Raw genomic sequence first — 18,807 nt, forward strand, 5'->3', positions numbered from 1 at the left:
CTCACCAGATCCGACGCCGCCCGGCGCGGTGGTTGCGCACCCCGCACGGCCGCCCGGGCGGCGGGCCGCCGGCCCGTCGCAGCCGCAGGCCGACCACTGTCGCCAGCAGCGCGGTGACCACCGCCGCCGCGCCGATGACCAGCGGCCGGGAGAGCGGGTCGGTGTCGGTCACCGCCGCCACCGGCACCCCCGCCGCCGGCTCGTCGCCGGTCGCCGGCACGGCGAGGGTACGCGGGGCCGCCGCGCTCGCCGACGGCTTGCCCCGGCTCCCGGAGCCGCTCGCGGCGGCCCGGAAGATCACGTCGGAGCAGGAGTAGTAGGTGTCCTGGGTGCTCGAGTTCTGCCAGATCACGTAGATCAGGTGCCGGCCCGTGCGCCCGGTCGGCAACCGTCCCGGCATCTCGTACGCGCCGGCCCGGATCGGCGGGTCGGTGACTTCCAGGAACGGCTTCTCCTCGACGTCCGCCCAGGTCAGACGCCGGTCCGGGGCGTACGACCGGGTGGTCACGTAGAACCGGAACGTGCCCTCGTGCGGGATGGTGGTGCGATAGCGGAACGTGTGCCGGGCCCCGGCCGTGAGCGTGGTGGCGGGCCAGTCGCTGCGGGGCAGGTCCAGTCCCCGGTACGCGGAGAGCCCGCCACTGCACAGCTCCCCGTCCGGGATGCGTTCCCGGTCCCGCCCGTCGATCCGGGCCACCCGGATGTTGTCCCACTCGCGTACCGCCGCGCCGGCGGCGATCGCGGCGCGGCAGGCCGGTGTCTGTGCCCGGCCACCCTCCGGACCGCAGGCCGCCGCCCGGCTCATCGGGCTGGTCGGCGCCCCGTGGGCGCTCGCCGGTACGGCGGTGGACAGCAGCGTCGCGGCGACGGCGGCGAGCGCGGCGAGCGCGCGACGTGTGTCCATGTGATCGACCTCCCGCGCACTGGTACGGGCGGGAGGCGGCAAAGGTTCGATCCGCGTCGACACCCCGACCGGTCAGGCTCGGCTGTCCGAACGGACAATCGGGGCGGCGGCGCGGCCCGGGCCGGCCCTACAGTGACGACACCCTGTGATCAAGGAGCGAGCCTTGCCCGAGCCGGCACAGCCCCCCGAACCGCCCCGCGCCGCCCCGGCGGACGGGTCCCCGGCGGGCGACGTCCCGCCCGCACCCCAGCCGTACCTGCTGGTGCTGCCCACGATGGAGGGCGCGCCACCGCCGGTGCCGTGGCCCGGCGCGGAGGGGCAGCCCGCCTGGGCGATCCCGGTCACCGTGCCGGCCGGCACCCAGGGCTACGCGCTGTTCGTGCCGCTGGTGCCGGCGGCCGGTCAGCCGGCCACCGGCGTGCCCGCCCAGGCCGGTCCACCGACCGTGGAGGCCGCGACCGGTCCGGCCGAGGACGGTCCGGGTGCGGCCGTCAAGGCCGACGATGGTTCGGGTGCGGCCGTCAAGGCCGACGATGGTTCGGGTGCGGCAAACGAGGCCGACGGTGGTCCGGTCCTGGTCGCGGCGGACACCGACCCGGCGCGTCGACCGGCGACGGCGACGTCCGGGGCCGCCACGGGCTCGCACACCACGGCGTCGCCCCCGGTGGTCACGGCCGTGCAGCCCTCCCCGTCCGCGGTGACCGCCGCCGGGCCGGCGGTCCAGGCCCCGCCGCAGCCCGCGCCGGTCGGCCCCGGCACCGCGGTGGCACCGGCCGGCCCCGGCCCGCACCCGCCCGCCGCGCCGCCGTACCAGGACATGCGCCCCTGGGGCACCTACCCGCCGCCGCAGAGCTGGGCTCCCCGACCCCGGGGGCCCCGCACCTCGTTCCTGGGCGCCCGGTGGCCCGGTCCGAAGCCGGCCACCGGCCGGGCCGTGCCGCTCGCGGTGCTCGCCGCCGCGCTGGGCAGCGCGGTCTTCGTGCCGCTCGGCCGGGTCGGCATCGGCTGGTTCCTGGGCTGGCTGACGCTCACCGTCGCGGTGCTGCTCGCGGTTCGCACGAAGACCGCCGAACTGCCCCGCGCCGACCGGCTGATCCGCCTCGGTTGGGCGGTGGCGGCCCTGGCCCTGATCGCCGTGCCGGCGGTCCGCAACGCCTGGTGGCTGGTGACGTTCTGCGTGCTCGGCGCGCTGGGCTGCGCCACGCTCGCGATCGCCGGCGGCCGGTTGGTCCGCTCGATCCTGTTCGGCCTCGTCGCCACGCCGTTCGCGGCGCTGCGCGGCCTGCCCTGGGTGCGCCGGCACGTCAGCGCCTCGCCGGAGGCGACGACGGTCCGCAAGGTCACCGTGTCGGTGGTCGCCACCCTGGTCGTGCTGGTGGTCTTCGGCAGCCTGCTCGCGTCGGCCGACGCGGCGTTCTCCGAGGCGTTGGGCACGCTCGTGCCCGAGGTCGACCTCGGTACGGTGGTCGGCTGGCTCTTCCTCGCCGCGGTGGGTGGGCTGATCGCGGTCGCCGCCGTCTACACGCTGACCGCACCGCCCGACCTGTCCACCGTGGACCGGGAGGGTGAGCGCCGGCTCGGCCTGCTGGAGTGGGCCCCGGCGATCGGGGCGCTGACGTTGCTCTTCGCCGGCTTCGTGGTGGTGCAGTTCACCGTGCTCTTCGGCGGCGAGCGGCACGTGCAGAAGGTCGCCGGGCTGAGCTACGCCGAGTACGCCCGCAGCGGCTTCTGGCAGCTGCTCTTCGTCACGCTGCTGACGGTGGCGGTGCTCGCCGGGGTGGGCCGCTGGGCCGGCCGGGAGCGGCCGGTCGAACGCGTCCTGCTGCGCGTGCTGCTCGGGCTGCTCAGCGCGCTCAGCGTGGTGATCGTGGTGTCCGCGCTGTCCCGGATGTGGACCTACCAGAAGGTCTACAGCTTCACCGGTGAGCGGATCTTCGTGATGGCGTTCGAGCTGCTGCTCGGCGCGGTCTTCCTGATGATCCTGGCGGCGGGCGTGCGCTGGCGGGGCCGGTGGATCCCCGGCGCCACCGTGGCACTGGCCGTGGCGATGCTGCTCGGCCTGGCGGTGCTGAACCCGGAGGACTACGCCGCCCGGCGCAACACGCTCCGGTACGAGCAGACCGGCAAGATCGACGCCTGGTACCTGCGGGCGCTGTCCGCCGACGCCACACCCGCGCTCACCCAGCTGCCCGACCCGGTGCGCCGCTGCACGCTGAGCTGGATCGCCGACGAGCTCGACCAGCGCGACCCCTGGTACGCCTGGAACCTCGGCCGCCAGCGGGCCCGCCAGGCGTTGGACCGGGTCGGGCCGACGGCGGTCGGCGGGCCGAAGGACTGCCGCCGGGCGGACCAGTTCGACCTGCCGAAGACCCGCCGACCCCGCTGACGTCCCCGGTGGCCGGGCCGCGAACGCCGCGGCCCGGCCACCGGCTCGGACCGCCTCGCCCGCGACCGTTCATCCGCCCCTCACCTCGCCGCCACGGCCGCCACCGTCGCCGCGCCTACCTTCGGCTGCGCGAACGTCAACCGAGGTAGCGGAGGTTCCTCCATGTCCGTCCGTCAGGTGCTGACGGCACTGGTCACCGGCGCGGCGCTGGCCGTGCCGGCGGCCGCCCACGCGGCTCCGGCCGACCGTCCCGGCGTCCCGCCGCAGCGGACCCACTTCGACCTGCAGGCCCATCGCGGTGGCATCGGCATGACCACCGAGGAGACGCTGGCCGGCTTCGCCAAGGCGATGCGCCTCGGCGTCACCACGCTGGAGCTGGACACCCAGGTCACCCGGGACGAGAAGGTCGTCGTCACGCACGACCGCCAGGTCAGCGCGCAGAAGTGCCGGGACACCGCGCCGGTGCGTCCGGGCGACCCGGCGTACCCGTACGTCGGGAAGTACGTCAAGGACCTGACCCTGGCGCAGATCAGGACCATGGACTGCGGCTACCAGCAGCTGCCCGGCTTCCCGGAGCAGGAGCAGGTCGCCGGCGCCCGGATGGCGGAGCTGCGCGACGTGCTCGACCTGGTGAAGCGCTACCGGGCCCACGGGATCACGCTCAACATCGAGACCAAGGTGGAGGCGGGGGCGCCCGAGCAGACCGCGCCGCGTGAGCTGTTCGTCCGGCGGGTCTTCGAGGAGATCCGGCGCTCGGGCATCGAGCGGCAGGTCACCATCCAGTCGTTCGACTGGGGAGCGCTGCGGGTGATGCACCGGCTCGCGCCGCGCTGGCCGCTGGTGGCGCTGACCAACTACGACTTCCTCCAGGTCGGCAAGCCGGGCGCGTCGCCGTGGCTGGGCGGGCTAGACGTGGACGACTTCGGCGGCGACTTCGTCCGGGCCGCCGACGCGATCCCGGGCGTCACCACGCTCTCGCCGAACTACGGGTTCCCGCAGAACGGCACGATCGCCGACCCGGCCTTCCGGTTCTACCCGGACCGGAAGATGATCGCGGACGCGCACGCACGCGGGTTGCGGGTCGTGCCGTGGACCTGCGACGACATGCCGACCGTGGCGGCGCTGATGGACCTCGGCGTGGACGGCGTCATCACCGACTATCCGAACCGGGTCCGGCAGCTCATGGCCGAGCGGGGCATGCGGCTGCCGAAGGCGTACCGGGCGCGCTGAGCGGTGGGGGCGGGGAGGGGCCCACGTGGCCCCTCCTCAGCCGCCGACGCGCAGCGCCAGGATCGCGATGTCGTCGGCGACCGGGCCGCTCTGGTAGGCGGCCACCCCGTCGCGCACCAGCTCCACCAGCTGCCGCGGTGTGCTGTCCGGCGCGTCGCACAGCAGCTCCACCAGGCGTTCCTCGCCGAAGAGCCCGCCCGGCCCGCGCGCCTCGATCACCCCGTCGGTGTAGAACAGCACGGTGTCGCCGGCCTCGAGGGCGACCGACCGCCGCCCGAGCCGCACCTCGGGGAAGGCGCCCAGCAGCACGCCCGGCACGGTGATCACCTCGACCCGCCCGTCGGCCCGGCGGACCAGCGCGGGCGGGTGGCCGCCGGAGGCCACGTCCAGGTCGGCACCGCCGTCGCGCAGCCGCAGCCGCCCGCACACCACGCTGAGGAACCGGTCCACGTCCGGGTCGGTCCGGAGCCGGGCGTGCAGTTGGCGCAGGGCCGTGGCGGGCTCCGCCAGCGCCGCGGTGATCCGCAGCGTGTGCCGGGCCAGGCCGGTGACGGAGGCGGCGTCCACGCCCCGGCCGGCGACGTCGCCAACCACGAGGACCCACTCCCGGCCGGCGGCACCGTCGACCGGGAACACGTCGTAGAAGTCGCCGCCGACCCCCACCGCGTCGCCGGCCAGGTAGACCGCCGCCAGCTCGGCTCCGGGCACCGCCGGCAGCCGCGACGGCAGGAGGCTGCGTTGCAGGCGTACGGCGGTGGCGTGCTCCCGCTCGTAGAGCTGCGCCCGGGCGAGCGCCTGCCCGGCCAGACCGGCCAGGGTGACCAGGAAGTCCCGTCGCGCCGGCTCGAACTCCTGCGGTTCGGCGTACCCGAAGACGAGCACCCCGGCGGCGGTCCCCCGTCCGCGCAGCGGCACCATCGCCCACGACCGGTGGGGACTGTTCCGGATCGCGTCGGCGGCGTCGGGGAACCGGTCGAGGAGAGGTTCGAGCTCCGGGTAGAAGCTGGGTTCGTCGGCCCGGAAGGTGGCCGCGATCGGGTGAACGGCGTCCCGCCCGACCGCCTTCCACCGCGACGGGGGCTCCTGGCCGGTGGGCGGGAAACGGATCTGCCGGCCCGCCTCGTCGAGGAGCGCGACGGCCGCGACGGTCGCCTCGGCCGCCGGACCGGCGCCGTCCCGGACCGCCGCGACCACCTCGGCCACGGAGACCGCCTGGGAGAGCGCGGCGGTGAACTCCTGCACCCGGCGGGCCCGCCGTTCCTCGCGCCGCCGCGAGGTGACGTCGGTGATGAGGACGGCCACCGCGCCGGCCCGCCCGCCGCCGCCCGGCACCGCGAAGAAACTGCTCAGGTACGTCCGGCCGGCGCGTACCACCTCGACGTCGCGGACCGCGCCGGTCTCGGCGACCTCCCGCATCAGCGGCTCGACGACCGGACCCAGCTCGGGGAACAGGTCGGGCACCCGGCGGCCGAGGTGGTCGCCGACCGGGCGACCGTTCCACGCCGCGAGGACAGGGTTGATCTTGAGGTAGCGCAGGTCGGTGTCGAGCAGGGCCACCCCGACCGGCGCGTTCTCCACCAGCGTGTCGAGGGCGGTGAGCATGGTGGCCCGGTCCGCGGTGAGCTGCTCGACGCCGACCGTCGCCTCGTCGGGCACCTCGTCGAAGACGGCCGCGATGCCGACCGGGCCCACCGGTGTGGACCCGTGCACCGGGTAGTAGCTGCCCCGCCACCGCCGCCGGCCGGGTCGTCCCGGGGTGGGACCGACGACGTCCAGGTTGACCAGCGGACGCCCGGTCTCGATCACCTGCCGGAGCTGCTCGGCGAACGACTCGGGCAGCTCCGGCAGCACCTCGCGCAGGTGCCGGCCGGGGTGCTCGGCGGCCGGCCGTCCGTTGATCTCGGCGGCCCGCTGGTTGGCCATGACGAAGCGCAGGTCCCGGTCCAGCACGCTGACCCCGACCGGCAGGTGGAGCAGGATCGTCTCCAGCAACGCCTGGTCGATGGCGGACACCGCCGGGCCGTGCCCGAGGGTGGCCACCGGCGACGGGCCGGGTGGTCCGGGCTCCTCGGCGACCGGCACGTGGGCACCGTGCCGCAGCCCGGCCGCGCGCACCCGCCCGGCGGCGTACGCGGCGAGGCCGGTCGCCGCCTCCACCGTGCCCGGCGGCACGTGGCCCCGGAAGCCGAGACTGAGCGCGCCGACGACCGTCCCGTCGCCGTCCGGGTGCCACAGCGGTGCGGCCACCAGGCCCTCGACGTCGGCAGTGGGCAGGCTCGCGGTCGCCGGGAAGCGGATCAGCCGCTCCCGGAACGACCCCGCCTCCACCACCTCACCGGTGCGGGCGGCGCGGGAGATGCCGACCGGCGCGGCAAGCGGGAAACGGGCCCAGGTCTCGGCCAGCTCGGGCACCATGCCGACGGAGTAGATCAGGTCCAGCTGCGTGCCGGCGGGGTCGAGCAGGACGAGGACCGCCACCTCGGCGCCGGTACGGCGCAGGACGTCGGACGGGAGCAGGCCGCTGCCGTCGTCGACCGTGCGCCCGACCCGATCCCGCACCCCGCCCTCCCTCATCCGTACGAGGGCCGACCGACGGGCCCGGGGAGACGGTACCGCCGCGGACACGGCGGGGCGACCCACCGACCGCCGGATGAACAGGGGCCCTGTCGGGCAGCTCACACCCGCCCGGCAGGTCGGTCAGGCCGGCCCCCCGCCGAAGCCGATCTCGTTGCCGTCCGGGTCCCGGAAGACGACCTTGCGGACGCCGTTGTCGTAGGTCTCCTCGTCGGCCGGCGTCAGTCCGCGGGCCGCGATCCCGGCCAGACGGGCGTCGAGGTCGTCGACGAAGACGGTGTGCATGGCGTGCCCGGCGTGCTCCGGCCGCACGTCGACGTAGAGGTAGCGGTGCTCGGCGAGTTCCCAGACCGCCTCGGTGTCGTTGGGCAGGAACGCCGGCGGACCGCCGAGCAGCCGGTCGTACCAGGCGGTGGCCACCGCGCGGTCGCGGACCGGGACGCCGGCGAACAGGTCGACCGTCATCCGGCCATGGTAGGCGCGCCCACGTGCCGGCGAGGGCTCACGCCGTACCGGCGCTTGAACGCGGCGCTCAGCGCGAAGGAACTGCCGTAGCCGACCCGGCGGGCCACCGCCCCGACGGTGGCGCCCGGCTCGCGGAGCAGGTCGGCCGCGAGCGCCAGCCGCCACCCGGTGAGGTACGACATGGGCGGTTCGCCGACCAGCGCGGTGAACCGCCGGGCCAGGACCGCCCGGGAGATCCCGGCCTCGGTGGCCAGCACCGCCACGGTCCACGGTCGGGCGGGGTCGTGGTGCAGCGCCCGCAGGGCCCGGCCGACCACCGGATCGGCGTGTGCCCGGTACCAGGCGGGTGCCGCCGCGCCCGGCCGGGCGAACCACTCCCGCAGCGCGGCGATGAGCAGCAGGTCGAGCAGGCGGTCCAGCACCGCCGCCTGGCCCGGCTCGTCCTTCACGATCTCGGCGGCCAGCAGCGGGACCAGCGGTGTGTCCCAGGAGTCACGCGGAACGACCGCCAGCGGGGGCAGCGCGTCCGACAGCCGCCGGCCGACCGCTCCCTGCACCGCGTACGTGCCGGTGAGCAACATCGTCGGGCCGTCCGGACCGTTGCCCCAGGTGCGGACGCCGAGCCCGGTCGTCCCGAACAGCTCGCGCCCGTCCGGCGTGGTGCAGCGCTGGCCCGGGAGGATCACCACCTGGGGCGGCGTGGCCGGGTCGTCGGCGACGAGATAGGGACCGGGGCCGCGTACGATCGCCACGTCCCCGGCGCCGAGCCGCGCGGTCTCGGCCTGCTCCGGCGCGACCCAGGCGTCACCACGGACCACCGCGACCACGGTGAGCGGCGCCTCGTCCCGGACCAGCATCGACCAGGGCGGTGTGAGGATCGAACGGAGCAGGAAGGCGCCCCGGGCCCGGGGGCCGTCGAGCAGTCCGGCAACGGCGTCCACGAAGACGATTACACACACATTCGCGCGTCCTGGCCATGTGCCGTCTCACCGGGCGGCGGTTGACTGGGCACATGCGACTCGTACAGCACCTGACGCTGGTCGGGGCCACCGTCGGGGCCGGGCTGATGGCCGGGCTCTTCGCCGCGTTCGCCTACGCCGTGATGCCGGCGCTGCGGGGCGCGGACGACCGCACGTTCGTGGACGCGATGCAGCGGATCAACGTGACCATCGTCAACGGTTGGTTCCTGCTGGCGTTCCTCGGCACGCCGCTGCTCGCCGCCCTGTCGGCGGTGCTGGCCTGGCGGGGCGCCGGCCGCCCGGCGCTGCCGTGGATCATCGCCGGGCTCGTCCTCTACCTGGTGGCGGTCGGCATCACGGTCGCCGTCAACGTCCCGTTGAACGACGCGCTGGCGGCGGCCGGACCGGCGGACCGGCTCGGCGACCCCGGTGCCGTACGGGCGCGCTTCGAGGCCACCTGGGTCGCCGGGAACGTGGTCCGCGCGCTGGCGAGCACGGGCGGGTTCGCGGCGTTCTGCTGGGCCCTGGCGCTCACCGGCCGTGCCGGCGACTGAGTCTCATCACGGCCAGGCCCGAACCGTACCGAAACCTGCCATGAGTCGACGACTCCGCGCGGACCTGCCGCCCGACCCAGGGCCGGGGCGGCAGTCGAGTTCCACCCGCCAACCTAATCGCGCCGGGGCCTGTTCTGATCAACGCGAGCGAGATCAAGATCACGACGATGCCGAGGCCTTCCAGGAGGGTCGGCACCTGCAGGAGCAGATCCTCCGTCGCATACCCGTCGGGCGTGGCAGCCCGGGTCGGATCCGTCCGGTCGACGCGTACGTCGAGCAACTCCCCGACGCGGAACTCACTCTCGTCGAGTTCGCTGGAGAACCGCTCCCGGTGCCGCACGCCGTCGAACGTGTAGTCCACCGTCAGCCTGTTGGCGGAGAACGAACGCGTGATCCTGAACCGTTCGATGTGGACCACTTCGCCTGTCGTCTCGGCGCCGACGCGAACCCGCTCGTCGATCGCCTCGCGCAGCCGAACAGTGAGCAGGATACCTGCGCCGACCAGAAGGGTGCCCAGGACAACCCAGAGGACCAGCTTCACCTCTCGCCGGCCGAACGGGCTCTCCACTACCGGCCCTCCTCGTGTCTTGGTTCGCATCGGCCAGCTACCGGGGGAACCTCGCACGTATCAGATCAAGTTTTTCTTCAAACGGCCATCTCACGCCGAGGACCCGCTACGACCTCTACCCCAAGGCGGCGTTTGCGACCACATACCAGGCGGCCCCGAAAAATGCTGCCAGCGCCGACGTTGCTGCGGCAATGTTTCCCAGCCTCATGCGCTTCGAAATACCTCCGCAGGATGGCCGGGGAGGAATATCATCAATGCAGCCCTGCAGACCATACAGACCGCGCAGTAGGCGCTTTCTGCTGTGCGCGGTGCTGAGCCCAGGGGGGCCGCTTGGACCGTTATTGGTTCACTTCCCTGCACCAGCAGGCGCACGGAAACGGTCTCCAACAAGTCGAACCCTTCGAATAGATGCCTAGGCACCTCAAATCGAATGAATGGATTTGCCACCCGGATGGACGTTGGCAGCACGGTGAACGTAGCGGCTGGTCCTGCAAGGTAGGCGATGCACAGTCCACCGACAGAAATCGCCAGCGACAGAGCAAGCCCATACCCGGGCTGCTCACGCGCCACCGTGTGCACAACCATCGCGATCGGAAAGATCGGAGCCAGCAGTGCACCGACAACATACGGGAGCAGATCGGAGCGACGGATAGTTCTGCGCTCCACGCGTCCATCAGTCAAAACTGGGGCACCCCCGACCGAGTCGGCTCAAGGGTGGACCGGAGGCACCGCCGTGCAAACCACACCGCGACGATCGCCGACGAGCCGACGCAGCCGGGTCCACGCAGTTCCCGTACGGCGTTCGAAGCACGATGGCAGAGCTACGAGTCGTCGAAGACGTCGTCGAGCACGAGTCTTGCCCGGCCAGGGACCTCCTCCTCCGGGAAGATCTCCGCACACAGAGCGAGGACCTGCTCCGTGCTGGTCAACCCGAGATGGTTGACCAGGAAGCGGATGTCCTCGGCGTCCCGCCGCCGTGCAGCAAGCACCTTCATGGCCAACAGATGTTCCGGAGAGGCCGCCGCCACGCGCAGGCCCGGGTGGTCGAACACGCGCGGAGCCGTCGCGTCGCCTCCCGGAGCGACATAGGCGCTCGCCTGCTCGTTGAGCCACCAGTGCGGCAGGCCGAGTTCATCGGCTACCGCACGAGCCTCGTCGAGCACGATGCCATGGGGTTGGAACACGGCGTCGATATCCCGAGTGGCCCGCCGGGAGTCGTAGGCGAGTGCCATGGCCGCCCCGCCGAAGATGTAGAGGTCCGCCACGACGCCCCGCCTCGCCAGCCGGTCCCGAGTCGGCGGAAGGCATCCTCGATCGCCGAGCGGTCCAGCAGTGGATCATCAAGGCTCACGCGACGTTCAACTCCTGCGCCGACACGTACACGCCCCGACGACGGAACGCTGCCGGCGCGTGCACCACCGCGTCGACCCGAGCGGCACGGGTGTTGAAGGGGAACCAGAACCGCCGGAGCGACCGGGTCTCGACCCATGACGGCGCACCCCGCCCGTCACCGGCCGCCAAGTGCTCCGTCAGTGCCGCGAGGAATACATCCCAACGCTCGTCACCGGTAGGCGTTGGTTCCTGGTCCAGCAGCACGGTGCGTTTCTCGGCTGGTTCCCAGCGGTACTCCTCGAGAAACTCCGCCACCAGCCGCCATCGTCGCGTCTCGTCGGACCCGACGAGCAAAGCACCCAGGCGCGCCACCGTCAGTGGCTCGTACCTCGCAGCGCGGTTCCTCACTCCCTCGACGCTAGTACATTCGTCGGCGCATCTGTGGCCAGGCACAGTCCGCGATGGCGAGATCCGTGGGAGGACGCAGATGCGCGCGCAGCCCACCGCCCTCTCACCATCCATGGGTCGACGACTTTGCGCGGACCTGCGGCCCCCACCCAGGGCCGGGGCGGCAGCCGGGTCCCGCCCCCGCATCCACGAGCCAAGTGATCGAGGACGCTAAGATCACCATCTCTCGGCGTCAAGACCCGCACACAAGTGGTGAGGACGACGCGCCCAGAACCGGACAGATGCAATCTGTACCAGGTAGGGCGCGGCCCGGAACCGGTGGTCGATCGTGTCGCCCGGGTGGGGTGTGGGGCGCAGCCGTGACGAAATCTGTGACCAAAAGATCAAGAAAAGCGGCACCTCTCGATGAGAAGTGCCGCTTGACCTGCACAAACACAAGGTGGAGCCGAGGGGACTCGAACCCCTGACCCCCACACTGCCAGTGTGGTGCGCTACCAGCTGCGCCACGGCCCCTTGCGGTCGTCCCCGGTCGCCCGGGCACGGGAAGAACTATACACACGCCGTTCGGCATGGTCATCTCGCGGGGGGTCACCCCCGGGCCCGGTCAGTTCAGCGCCACGTCGGGCGGGAAGTGGGCCACCGCGGCCATCATGCCGCCCTGCCGTCGCAGCACCATCGGCCAGAGATCGTCCGGGCGGTCGACGAAGGCGTCGCCGGGAAGCGCGTCGAGCACGAACCAGGACCCTTCCTCGATCTCGCGCTCCAACTGCCCGGCGCCCCAGCCGGAGTAGCCGGCGAAGACCCGGATCCCGCCGACGGCGTCCCGCAGCTTCGCCGGGTCGACCGAGAGGTCGATGGTGCCGACCGCGCCGGAGACCCGGTGGAAGCCCTTGACCGGCTTGACCGGGTGGCGCATCCGGGCCAGGCAGATGGCCGAGTCGGGCTGGACCGGGCCGCCCTCGAAGAGCACCGCCGGCTCCCGCGCCAGGTCGCTCCAGTCGCCCAGCACGTCGGCCACCGGAACTTCGGTGGCCCGGTTGAGCACCACGCCGAGGGCGCCGCCGGGCTCGTGGGCGACCAGCAGCACGACGGTGCGGTCGAAGTTCGGATCCTTGAGCACGGGTGTCGCGACCAGCAGCCGTCCGGTCATCGACTCCATGGCTCGGCCACCGATCGCCTGCCCCTCACCCTGCATGTCCGACACCCGTCAGCCGTGCGCCCGCGCGGGCCCGACGCCGTCGACCGTCCACGCTGTCAACGCCATGTCAGGCACCATAGCCTGCGCCCCGCCCGCTGGCTAAGGTCTGACCGGCGGGTGATCGCGACGGATCGAGGGAGGGCCGGATGACGGCGGAGGCCGAACTGGCGGTGATCGGCGGGTCGGGTCTCTACGCCCTGCTGGACGGGGTGGAGCATGTGGTGGACACCCCGTACGGCGCGCCGTCGGACCCGATCACGGTGGCCGAGGTGGGCGGTCGCCGGGTGGCGTTCCTCCCCCGGCACGGGCGCGACCACCGCCACCCGCCGCACCGGATCCCCTACCGGGCCAACCTCTGGGCGTTGCGTTCCCTGGGCGTACGCCAGGTGCTGGCGCCGTGCGCGGTCGGCGGCCTCCGGCCGGAGTTGGGGCCGGGCACGTTCGTGGTGCCCGACCAGCTCGTCGACCGCACCAGCGGACGGGTGCAGACCTACTACGACCGGGGCGCGGTGCACGTGTCGTTCGCCGACCCGTACTGCCCGGCCGGGCGGCGGACGCTGCTGGACGCGGCGGCCGGTCGGGGCGTGCCGGCGGTGGACGGGGGGACGGTGGTGGTGGTCGAGGGCCCGCGCTTCTCGACCCGGGCGGAGTCGCGCTGGTTCGCCTCGATCGGCGGCACGGTGGTGAACATGACCGGCCATCCGGAGGCGGTGCTCGCCCGCGAGCTGGCCCTCTGCTACACGTCGATCGCGTTGGTCACCGACCTGGACGCGGGCGTCGAGGCGGGCGAGTCGGTCACCCAGGAGGAGGTGTTCCGGGTCTTCGCGGAGAACACCGACCGGCTGCGCGGGCTGCTGCTGGACGCGGTCGCCGCGCTGCCGGCCGAGCGGGACTGCCCGTGCGGTGGCGCGCTGGACGGGATCACGCTGCCGTTCCCACTGCCCTGAGCCCCGGCGAAGCGCCCGAAAAGTCGGCTTCCGCCCGCTAGATTCGGTGGGTCGGGAGGCGGCCCGGCCCGGGACGGAGGCAGCCGGCGATGGCGACGGTGCGCGAGGCGACCTACGACCTGCTGCGCGCGCTCGGGCTGACCACCGTCTTCGGCAACCCCGGCTCGACCGAGGAGCCGTTCCTCCAGGACTTCCCCGCCGACTTCCACTACGTGCACGCGCTCCAGGAGGCGTCGGCGGTCGCCATGGCCGACGGCTACGCGCAGGGCACCGGCCGGCCCGCCCACGTCAACCTGCACACCGCGCCGGGCACCGGCAACGGCATGGGCAACCTGGTGACCGCCTGGCACAACCGGACCCCGCTGATCGTCAGCGCGGGCCAGCAGACCCGGGAGATGCTGCTGATCGAACCCCGGCTGGCCAGCCCGCGGGCGGTCGAGCTGGCCCAGCCGTACGTCAAGTGGGCCCACGAGCCGGCCCGCGCGCAGGACCTCCCCGCGGCCTTCATGCGGGCGTACGCCTCGGCGGTGCAGCCGCCCGCCGGGCCGGTGTTCCTCTCCCTGCCGATGGACGACTGGGACCGGACCGCCGACCCGCCGCCGCAGGTGCGGACCGTCGCCACCCGCATCGCGCCGGACCCGGACCGGCTGCGCGGCTTCGCCGACACGCTGGCCGACGCCCGCGCCCCGGTGCTGGTGCTCGGCGCGGCGGTGGACCGGGCCGACGCCTGGCCGGCCGCCGTCGCGCTGGCCGAGCGGCTGGCCGCCCCGGTGTGGGCCGCCCCGGCGCCGGAGCGGGCCGTCTTCCCCGAGCGCCACCCGCACTTCCGGGGCGTGCTCCCGTACGCGATCGGGCCGCTGTCGGAGGCGCTGCGCGGCCACGACACGGTGCTGGTGGTCGGCGCTCCGGTGTTCCGCTACTACCCGCACGTGCCCGGCGACTACCTGCCCGGCGACGCCCGGCTGCTGCACGTCACCGACGACCCCGACGAGGCGGCCCGGGCCCCGGTCGGGGAGAGCCTGCTCGGCGATCCCGGCCTGACCATGACGGCGCTGATCGAGGTGCTGCCGCCGGTCGGCCGGCCCGCGCCGCCGCCCCGGGAACAGCCCGCGCCGCCCGAGCCCAGCGAGCCGCCCACCGCCGACGCGCTGTTCGCGGCCCTGGCCGCGGCCTGGCCGGCGGACGGGGTGCTGGTGCAGGAGTCACCGTCCAACCTGGCCGCGTTGCGCCGGCGGCTGCGGGTCGACCGGCCCCGCTCGTACTTCACCATGGCCAGCGGCGGCCTCGGGTTCGGGCTGCCGGCCGCGGTGGGCCTCGCGCTCGCGGAGCGGGACACCGGGCGCGGCCGCCCGGTGGTGGCGGTGGTCGGCGACGGCTCGGTGCACTACTCGGTGCAGGCGCTCTGGACCGCGGCGCGGCTGCGCCTGCCGCTGGCCGTGGTGGTCCCGGTGAACCAGCAGTACGCGATCCTCAAGGCGTTCGCCGAGCTGAAGCACACCCCGGGCGTGCCGGCGCTGGACCTGCCCGGGCTGGACGTGACGGCGGTGGCGCGCGGCTACGGCTGCGCCGCCGAGGTGGTGACGTCGCTGGACGCGCTCGGCCCGGCGCTGTCCGCCGCGCTCGCCGCCGACCGCCCCACGGTGCTGCCGGTGCCGATCAGCACCGAGGTGCCCCGGATCCTGTGACCTCAGCCGGGCCGCGCGACCAGTGGGGCGCCGGTGCCGACGTCCAGCACGGCCCGGCCGCCCAGCGGCGCGGAGAGCGTGACGCTCACCGGCTTCTGCACGAGCTGCATGGTGCAGACCCCGGTGGCGGGGACCACGGAGCCGCCGACCACCACCGCGTCCGGGCCCTCCCGCACCAGCGGGGTGGGCGCGCCGTCGCAGGCGCCGACGCCGACCACGTAGTCGAGGCGGTTCCCGTCCACCGCCCGCAGCTCCTGGGCCGCGACGAGGCCGGCCGGCAACGGCAGGGTGTCCGCCGCGCCGCCACCGACGGTGCCGACCGCGTGGGGCGCGACCGCGAGCCGGGCGACGGGTACGGCCAGCTCCTCCACCGTGAACAGCCAGGCGGGCACGTCGGCCGCGCCCCGGCTGGTCCACACCGGCGCGCTGCCCAGGCGGACCGCGGTCACGGTGAGCGGCACGCACGGGGTCGGCGCGGTGGTCGACACCGGGTCGTCCGGCCCCGGCTCGGCGGTCGGGCCACCGGGCTCCGGCCAGCCGGGCTTACCCAGCCGCGGCTCGCGCGGTCGGCCGTCGCACGGCGGCGGATCGCCCTGGTCCAGCTGGGCGTACGCGTCGACCGCGCTGACCAGCGGCACCCGCAGCTCGCCGTCGGGGAAGCGGATCGAGCCGTCCGGCGGGACGGCGGTCGGCAGGGGGATCTGGTCCCGGTACCAACCGGAGGCGAACGCCAGCTCCGTCTCCGGGTTGAAGCCCGGGTCGCCGACGAGGACAGTGGCGTCCTGGAGCGGGACGTAGCCGGTGCGCCACCTCGGGTCGGGGCGCCAGCGCGCGGCCACCTCCCGCGCCCGCCGGTCGAACGCCGGGTGCTGGTTCCGCACGGCGGACGTCGTCGCGCCCGGCTCGGCGGACGTGGTGCCACCCGGACCGGAGTCGGGCGTGGCGCACCCGGCGAGGACCAGCAACGGCAGCCCGAGCAGGGCGAGCGATCGGCGCATGCGGATTGGACGACGCCACCTCCCGGCCGGTTCCCGGTCAGTCCCCACCGCCCAGGTCGGCCTGGTACGCCTCCCAGAGCAGGTCCGCGCCGCGCCGCCGGTGCCGGTCGAGCACGCGGAGCAGGTTGCCGGCCTGCTCCCGCACCTCCTCGGCGGAGACGGCGGACGACCCGACGGCGTGCTGAAGCGCGGCCAGCGCCGCGACGATCGCGGCGTGCTCGTCCACCAGCAGACGTACGCCCCGGTGCAGCCGGGGCGCGGTGCGCAGCAGGTCGGCGTAGCGGCCGGCCGGGCCCTCGGTGATCCGGACGTGCTCGGTGAAGCCCTGCCGGACCGGACCGAGATGGACGATCAACCGCTCCCGCCAGCGGGGCTCCCCGGTCGCCGCCAACGCCCGGCCGAGCACGGTGGTCGGCTGCTGGATCGGACTGGTGACCATGGGGCACCTCCCGGCCTGCGGTGCTATCGCATACCGCGATGGTGAACCCGGCCGGCGCGTCCTGTCCAGCCACCGGCGACGCCTCATTCGCCCCATCCGTCCCAGGGAGCCCACCGGCACCAGCCGGGGGCGGAGACGACTGTGCGCCCCGGTCCGGGAGGACCGGGGCGCACAGGTCAAGGTGGTGGAGGTGCCGGGAATCGAACCCGGGTCCTTCGCCGGTTTGTCAGGGCTTCTCCGAGCGCAGCTCGCTGTGCCTCTACTCGGCCCCACCGCTCACGCGAGCAAGTTGGTGTGACGGGCCCAGTCGCTGATTGATCTCGCCGCACGGACCCCGCGACCGGGTCCGATTGGCCAGCCTTCTAGCTGATGCCGGCTAACTGGGTCGAAGGCGCTCCCAGGCCGACAGACTTGCTACTCGCCTCAGGCGGCGAGAGCGAAGTCAGCGCGATTGTTCTTGGCGCTTATTGGTTTCCGACGACCGATTCTCGAGACGACGTCGGCTTCCTCGGCTCGCTTCCCCTGTCGCTGCGTACGAAGTCGAAACCAGTCACCCCCTCGACAGGCCACCGTGCTGGTGGCACTGACAAGCCTAACGCCTGCCGCAACGGGTTTCATCCCGAGCCCCGGCCCGGGCGCGCCGGCCCGGACAAAGCCGACAAATCAGTCGCCCATGCCCTTGCCGCGCCGACCCGCGACGCGCCGGATCTCCCGGTCGGCGTCCCGCTTGGCGAGGTCCTGCCGCTTGTCGTACGACTTCTTGCCCTTGGCCAGGGCGATCTCGACCTTGGCCCAGCCGTCCGAGAAATAGACCTGCAAGGGCACGACGGTCAGCCCGCCCTCCCGGGTCTTGCCGATCAGCCGGTCGATCTCCAGCCGGTTGAGCAGCAGCTTGCGGGTGCGCCGGGGCTCGTGGTTGGTCCAGGTGCCCTGGGTGTACTCCGGGATGTGCATGCCGTGCAGGTAGAGCTCGCCCCCGCTCTCCTGGGCGAACGCGTCGACCAGCGACGCCCGCCCGGCGCGCAGCGACTTGACCTCGGTGCCGGTCAACGCCATGCCCGCCTCGTAGGTGTCGAGGATGGCGTAGTCGTGCCGCGCCTTCTTGTTGGAGGCGACCACCTTGCGACCCTTTTCCCGTGGCATCGGCGCCACCCCCTTCCTGATCGGCTCCCGGCCACCGGCCGGCGAGCGGAGATCATGCTACCGGAACCACAAGGGCCCTCCCGCGCCGTTTATTCCGGCGCGGGAGGGCCCTTGGGGAGAGCCGTACCGAAACTAGACCCGCAGGTAGAAGCGGAGCGTGACCCAGGCGGTGATCGCGCTGACCAGGCCACCGACGGCGGCCATCAGCGGGAAGGTCAGGAAGATCTCGGACCAGGAGATCGGGGTGATCAGCCCCTCCAGCGCGGCCATCGAGCTGCCGGCCGCCACCGTCTTCACGCCGATCAGCGCGAGCAGGCCGAGGATGGAGCCGATCAGGCCGGCCACCACCGCCTCCAGCACGAACGGCGCCTGGATGAACCAGTTGGACGCGCCGACCAGCTTCATGACCGCGACCTCACGCCGCTTGCTGTAGGCGGCCACCTGGATGGTGTTCGCGACCAGCAGCAGGGCGGCGGCGGCCATCACGATGGCGAGGGCGAGCGCGCCGTTCTGGATGCCGGTGAGCACGCCGAAGACCTTGTCCAGCAGCTTGCTCTGGTCGACGATCGTGTCGATGCCCTCGGCGGTCTTGTACTGGTCGTAGATCTGCTTGTACTGCTGCGGGTCGTTCAGCGTGATTCGGAACGACTCCGGCAGCTGGTCGGCCTTGACCGCGTTGACCAGGTCGGGCGCGTCGGCGTACATCTGCTGGAAGCGCTTGTACGCCTCGTCCTTGTCGACGTACGTGACGTCCCTGACCAGCGGGTCCGCCTTGAGCTTGGTCTCCAGATCGGTCCGCTGCTGCTCCTGGACGTCGGTCTTCAGGAAGATCGAGACCTGGACGTTCTCGTAGTAGAGATCCTTCATGTCGCCGACCTTCTGGTACAGAAGGCCGCTGCCGCCCAGCATGAACAGCGACACCGCCATGGTGATGATCATGGCGACCGTCATGGTGACGTTGCGCCACAGTCCGACCAGTACCTCGGACAGGACGTACTTCATCCGCATCGGGATATT

At 73.3% G+C, this 18,807-nt stretch carries 17 protein-coding genes, 1 tRNA gene and 1 other RNA gene; 5 read left to right on the forward strand and 14 right to left on the reverse strand.

The window, feature by feature from the left end:
• Position 1: 1 nt before the first annotated feature.
• A complete protein-coding gene (locus CO540_RS14350) occupies positions 2 to 904 on the reverse strand; it encodes a lytic polysaccharide monooxygenase (RefSeq protein ID WP_099162439.1) in 903 nt (300 codons plus the stop codon).
• A 163-nt stretch (positions 905 to 1,067) separates the two neighbouring features.
• Between CO540_RS14350 and CO540_RS14355 the strand changes: the two genes are divergently transcribed.
• Entirely contained in the window at positions 1,068 to 3,290 is a 2,223-nt protein-coding gene (locus CO540_RS14355; RefSeq protein ID WP_099164765.1) for a DUF4153 domain-containing protein, read from the forward strand.
• A gap of 162 nt (positions 3,291 to 3,452) precedes the next feature.
• On the forward strand, positions 3,453 to 4,520 hold the full coding sequence (locus CO540_RS14360) for a glycerophosphodiester phosphodiesterase family protein (protein ID WP_099162440.1): 1,068 nt from the start codon (positions 3,453 to 3,455) through the stop codon (positions 4,518 to 4,520).
• Positions 4,521 to 4,556: 36 nt separating this feature from the next.
• Here the strand turns inward: CO540_RS14360 and CO540_RS14365 are convergent, their stop codons facing one another.
• The 3 genes from CO540_RS14365 to CO540_RS14375 all read right to left on the reverse strand — a co-directional run bounded on the left by CO540_RS14365 (position 4,557) and on the right by CO540_RS14375 (position 8,500).
• On the reverse strand, positions 4,557 to 7,079 hold the full coding sequence (locus tag CO540_RS14365; protein ID WP_099162441.1) for a SpoIIE family protein phosphatase: 2,523 nt from the start codon (positions 7,077 to 7,079) through the stop codon (positions 4,557 to 4,559).
• 138 nt (positions 7,080 to 7,217) lie between these two features.
• Entirely contained in the window at positions 7,218 to 7,559 is a 342-nt protein-coding gene (locus CO540_RS14370) for a VOC family protein (protein ID WP_099162442.1), read from the reverse strand.
• Positions 7,556 to 8,500, reverse strand: a complete 945-nt coding sequence (locus tag CO540_RS14375) for an AraC family transcriptional regulator (RefSeq protein WP_099162443.1) — start codon at positions 8,498 to 8,500, stop codon at positions 7,556 to 7,558. Before CO540_RS14375 ends, CO540_RS14370 begins: the two co-directional genes overlap by 4 nt.
• Before the next feature lie 71 nt (positions 8,501 to 8,571).
• Here CO540_RS14375 and CO540_RS14380 point away from each other — a divergent pair, with 71 nt between their 5' ends.
• A complete protein-coding gene (locus tag CO540_RS14380) occupies positions 8,572 to 9,072 on the forward strand; it encodes a DUF1772 domain-containing protein (RefSeq protein WP_099162444.1) in 501 nt (166 codons plus the stop codon).
• Here the strand turns inward: CO540_RS14380 and CO540_RS14385 are convergent.
• The 5 genes from CO540_RS14385 to CO540_RS14405 all read right to left on the reverse strand — a co-directional run bounded on the left by CO540_RS14385 (position 9,050) and on the right by CO540_RS14405 (position 12,575).
• Positions 9,050 to 9,640 carry a DUF3592 domain-containing protein gene (locus tag CO540_RS14385; RefSeq protein ID WP_253866676.1) on the reverse strand — a complete coding sequence of 197 codons (591 nt, stop codon included), beginning with the start codon at positions 9,638 to 9,640 and terminating at the stop codon, positions 9,050 to 9,052. The genes CO540_RS14380 and CO540_RS14385 overlap by 23 nt on opposite strands.
• An 821-nt stretch (positions 9,641 to 10,461) precedes the next feature.
• Positions 10,462 to 10,905 carry a DUF6036 family nucleotidyltransferase gene (locus CO540_RS14390; protein ID WP_099162445.1) on the reverse strand — a complete coding sequence of 148 codons (444 nt, stop codon included), beginning with the start codon at positions 10,903 to 10,905 and terminating at the stop codon, positions 10,462 to 10,464.
• 82 nt (positions 10,906 to 10,987) lie between these two features.
• Positions 10,988 to 11,287 carry a hypothetical protein gene (locus CO540_RS14395; protein ID WP_157779131.1) on the reverse strand — a complete coding sequence of 100 codons (300 nt, stop codon included), beginning with the start codon at positions 11,285 to 11,287 and terminating at the stop codon, positions 10,988 to 10,990.
• Positions 11,288 to 11,820: 533 nt separating this feature from the next.
• Positions 11,821 to 11,893 (reverse strand) — tRNA-Ala (locus tag CO540_RS14400).
• Between the two features lie 91 nt (positions 11,894 to 11,984).
• Positions 11,985 to 12,575, reverse strand: coding sequence for a YqgE/AlgH family protein (locus tag CO540_RS14405; protein WP_091584149.1), 591 nt, complete (start codon positions 12,573 to 12,575; stop codon positions 11,985 to 11,987).
• 149 nt (positions 12,576 to 12,724) lie between these two features.
• Here CO540_RS14405 and CO540_RS14410 point away from each other — a divergent pair, with 149 nt between their 5' ends.
• Positions 12,725 to 13,525 (forward strand): S-methyl-5'-thioadenosine phosphorylase, encoded by an 801-nt coding sequence (locus CO540_RS14410; RefSeq protein ID WP_099162447.1) that lies wholly within the window; start codon positions 12,725 to 12,727, stop codon positions 13,523 to 13,525.
• Positions 13,526 to 13,614: 89 nt separating this feature from the next.
• A complete protein-coding gene (mdlC, locus tag CO540_RS14415) occupies positions 13,615 to 15,210 on the forward strand; it encodes a benzoylformate decarboxylase (RefSeq protein WP_099162448.1) in 1,596 nt (531 codons plus the stop codon).
• Positions 15,211 to 15,212: 2 nt separating this feature from the next.
• Here the strand turns inward: mdlC and CO540_RS14420 are convergent, their stop codons facing one another.
• The 5 genes from CO540_RS14420 to ftsX form a co-directional block, all read right to left on the reverse strand.
• The gene (locus CO540_RS14420) at positions 15,213 to 16,208 is read right to left on the reverse strand and encodes a hypothetical protein (protein WP_099162449.1); all 996 of its coding nucleotides are present in this window, start codon (positions 16,206 to 16,208) and stop codon (positions 15,213 to 15,215) included.
• 37 nt (positions 16,209 to 16,245) lie between these two features.
• On the reverse strand, positions 16,246 to 16,647 hold the full coding sequence (locus CO540_RS14425) for a hypothetical protein (RefSeq protein WP_099162450.1): 402 nt from the start codon (positions 16,645 to 16,647) through the stop codon (positions 16,246 to 16,248).
• A 182-nt stretch (positions 16,648 to 16,829) separates the two neighbouring features.
• Positions 16,830 to 17,205, reverse strand: a transfer-messenger RNA (tmRNA) gene (gene ssrA, locus CO540_RS14430).
• Between the two features lie 105 nt (positions 17,206 to 17,310).
• Positions 17,311 to 17,790: an SsrA-binding protein SmpB gene (smpB, locus tag CO540_RS14435; RefSeq protein ID WP_099164766.1), complete on the reverse strand. Its 480-nt coding sequence runs from the start codon at positions 17,788 to 17,790 to the stop codon at positions 17,311 to 17,313.
• 132 nt (positions 17,791 to 17,922) lie between these two features.
• Positions 17,923 to 18,798 carry a permease-like cell division protein FtsX gene (gene ftsX / locus CO540_RS14440; RefSeq protein WP_099162451.1) on the reverse strand — a complete coding sequence of 292 codons (876 nt, stop codon included), beginning with the start codon at positions 18,796 to 18,798 and terminating at the stop codon, positions 17,923 to 17,925.
• Between the last annotated feature and the right edge of the window lie 9 nt (positions 18,799 to 18,807).

It is taken from the genome of Micromonospora sp. WMMA2032 (genome assembly GCF_002688545.1).
Classification (GTDB): Bacteria; Actinomycetota; Actinomycetes; order Mycobacteriales; family Micromonosporaceae; genus Micromonospora; species Micromonospora sediminicola.

What these genes read in the sequence shown, in the direction of transcription:
- CO540_RS14370 (WP_099162442.1), bottom strand. Translation starts at nt 7,559, where the DNA reads ATGACGGTCGACCTGTTCGCCGGCGTCCCGGTCCGCGACCGCGCGGTG.
- CO540_RS14380 (WP_099162444.1), top strand. Translation starts at nt 8,572, where the DNA reads ATGCGACTCGTACAGCACCTGACGCTGGTCGGGGCCACCGTCGGGGCC.
- CO540_RS14405 (WP_091584149.1), bottom strand. Translation starts at nt 12,575, where the DNA reads ATGCAGGGTGAGGGGCAGGCGATCGGTGGCCGAGCCATGGAGTCGATG.
- mdlC (WP_099162448.1), top strand. Translation starts at nt 13,615, where the DNA reads ATGGCGACGGTGCGCGAGGCGACCTACGACCTGCTGCGCGCGCTCGGG.
- CO540_RS14410 (WP_099162447.1), top strand. Translation starts at nt 12,725, where the DNA reads ATGACGGCGGAGGCCGAACTGGCGGTGATCGGCGGGTCGGGTCTCTAC.
- CO540_RS14425 (WP_099162450.1), bottom strand. Translation starts at nt 16,647, where the DNA reads ATGGTCACCAGTCCGATCCAGCAGCCGACCACCGTGCTCGGCCGGGCG.
- CO540_RS14350 (WP_099162439.1), bottom strand. Translation starts at nt 904, where the DNA reads ATGGACACACGTCGCGCGCTCGCCGCGCTCGCCGCCGTCGCCGCGACG.
- CO540_RS14420 (WP_099162449.1), bottom strand. Translation starts at nt 16,208, where the DNA reads ATGCGCCGATCGCTCGCCCTGCTCGGGCTGCCGTTGCTGGTCCTCGCC.
- smpB (WP_099164766.1), bottom strand. Translation starts at nt 17,790, where the DNA reads ATGCCACGGGAAAAGGGTCGCAAGGTGGTCGCCTCCAACAAGAAGGCG.
- ftsX (WP_099162451.1), bottom strand. Translation starts at nt 18,798, where the DNA reads ATGCGGATGAAGTACGTCCTGTCCGAGGTACTGGTCGGACTGTGGCGC.
- CO540_RS14360 (WP_099162440.1), top strand. Translation starts at nt 3,453, where the DNA reads ATGTCCGTCCGTCAGGTGCTGACGGCACTGGTCACCGGCGCGGCGCTG.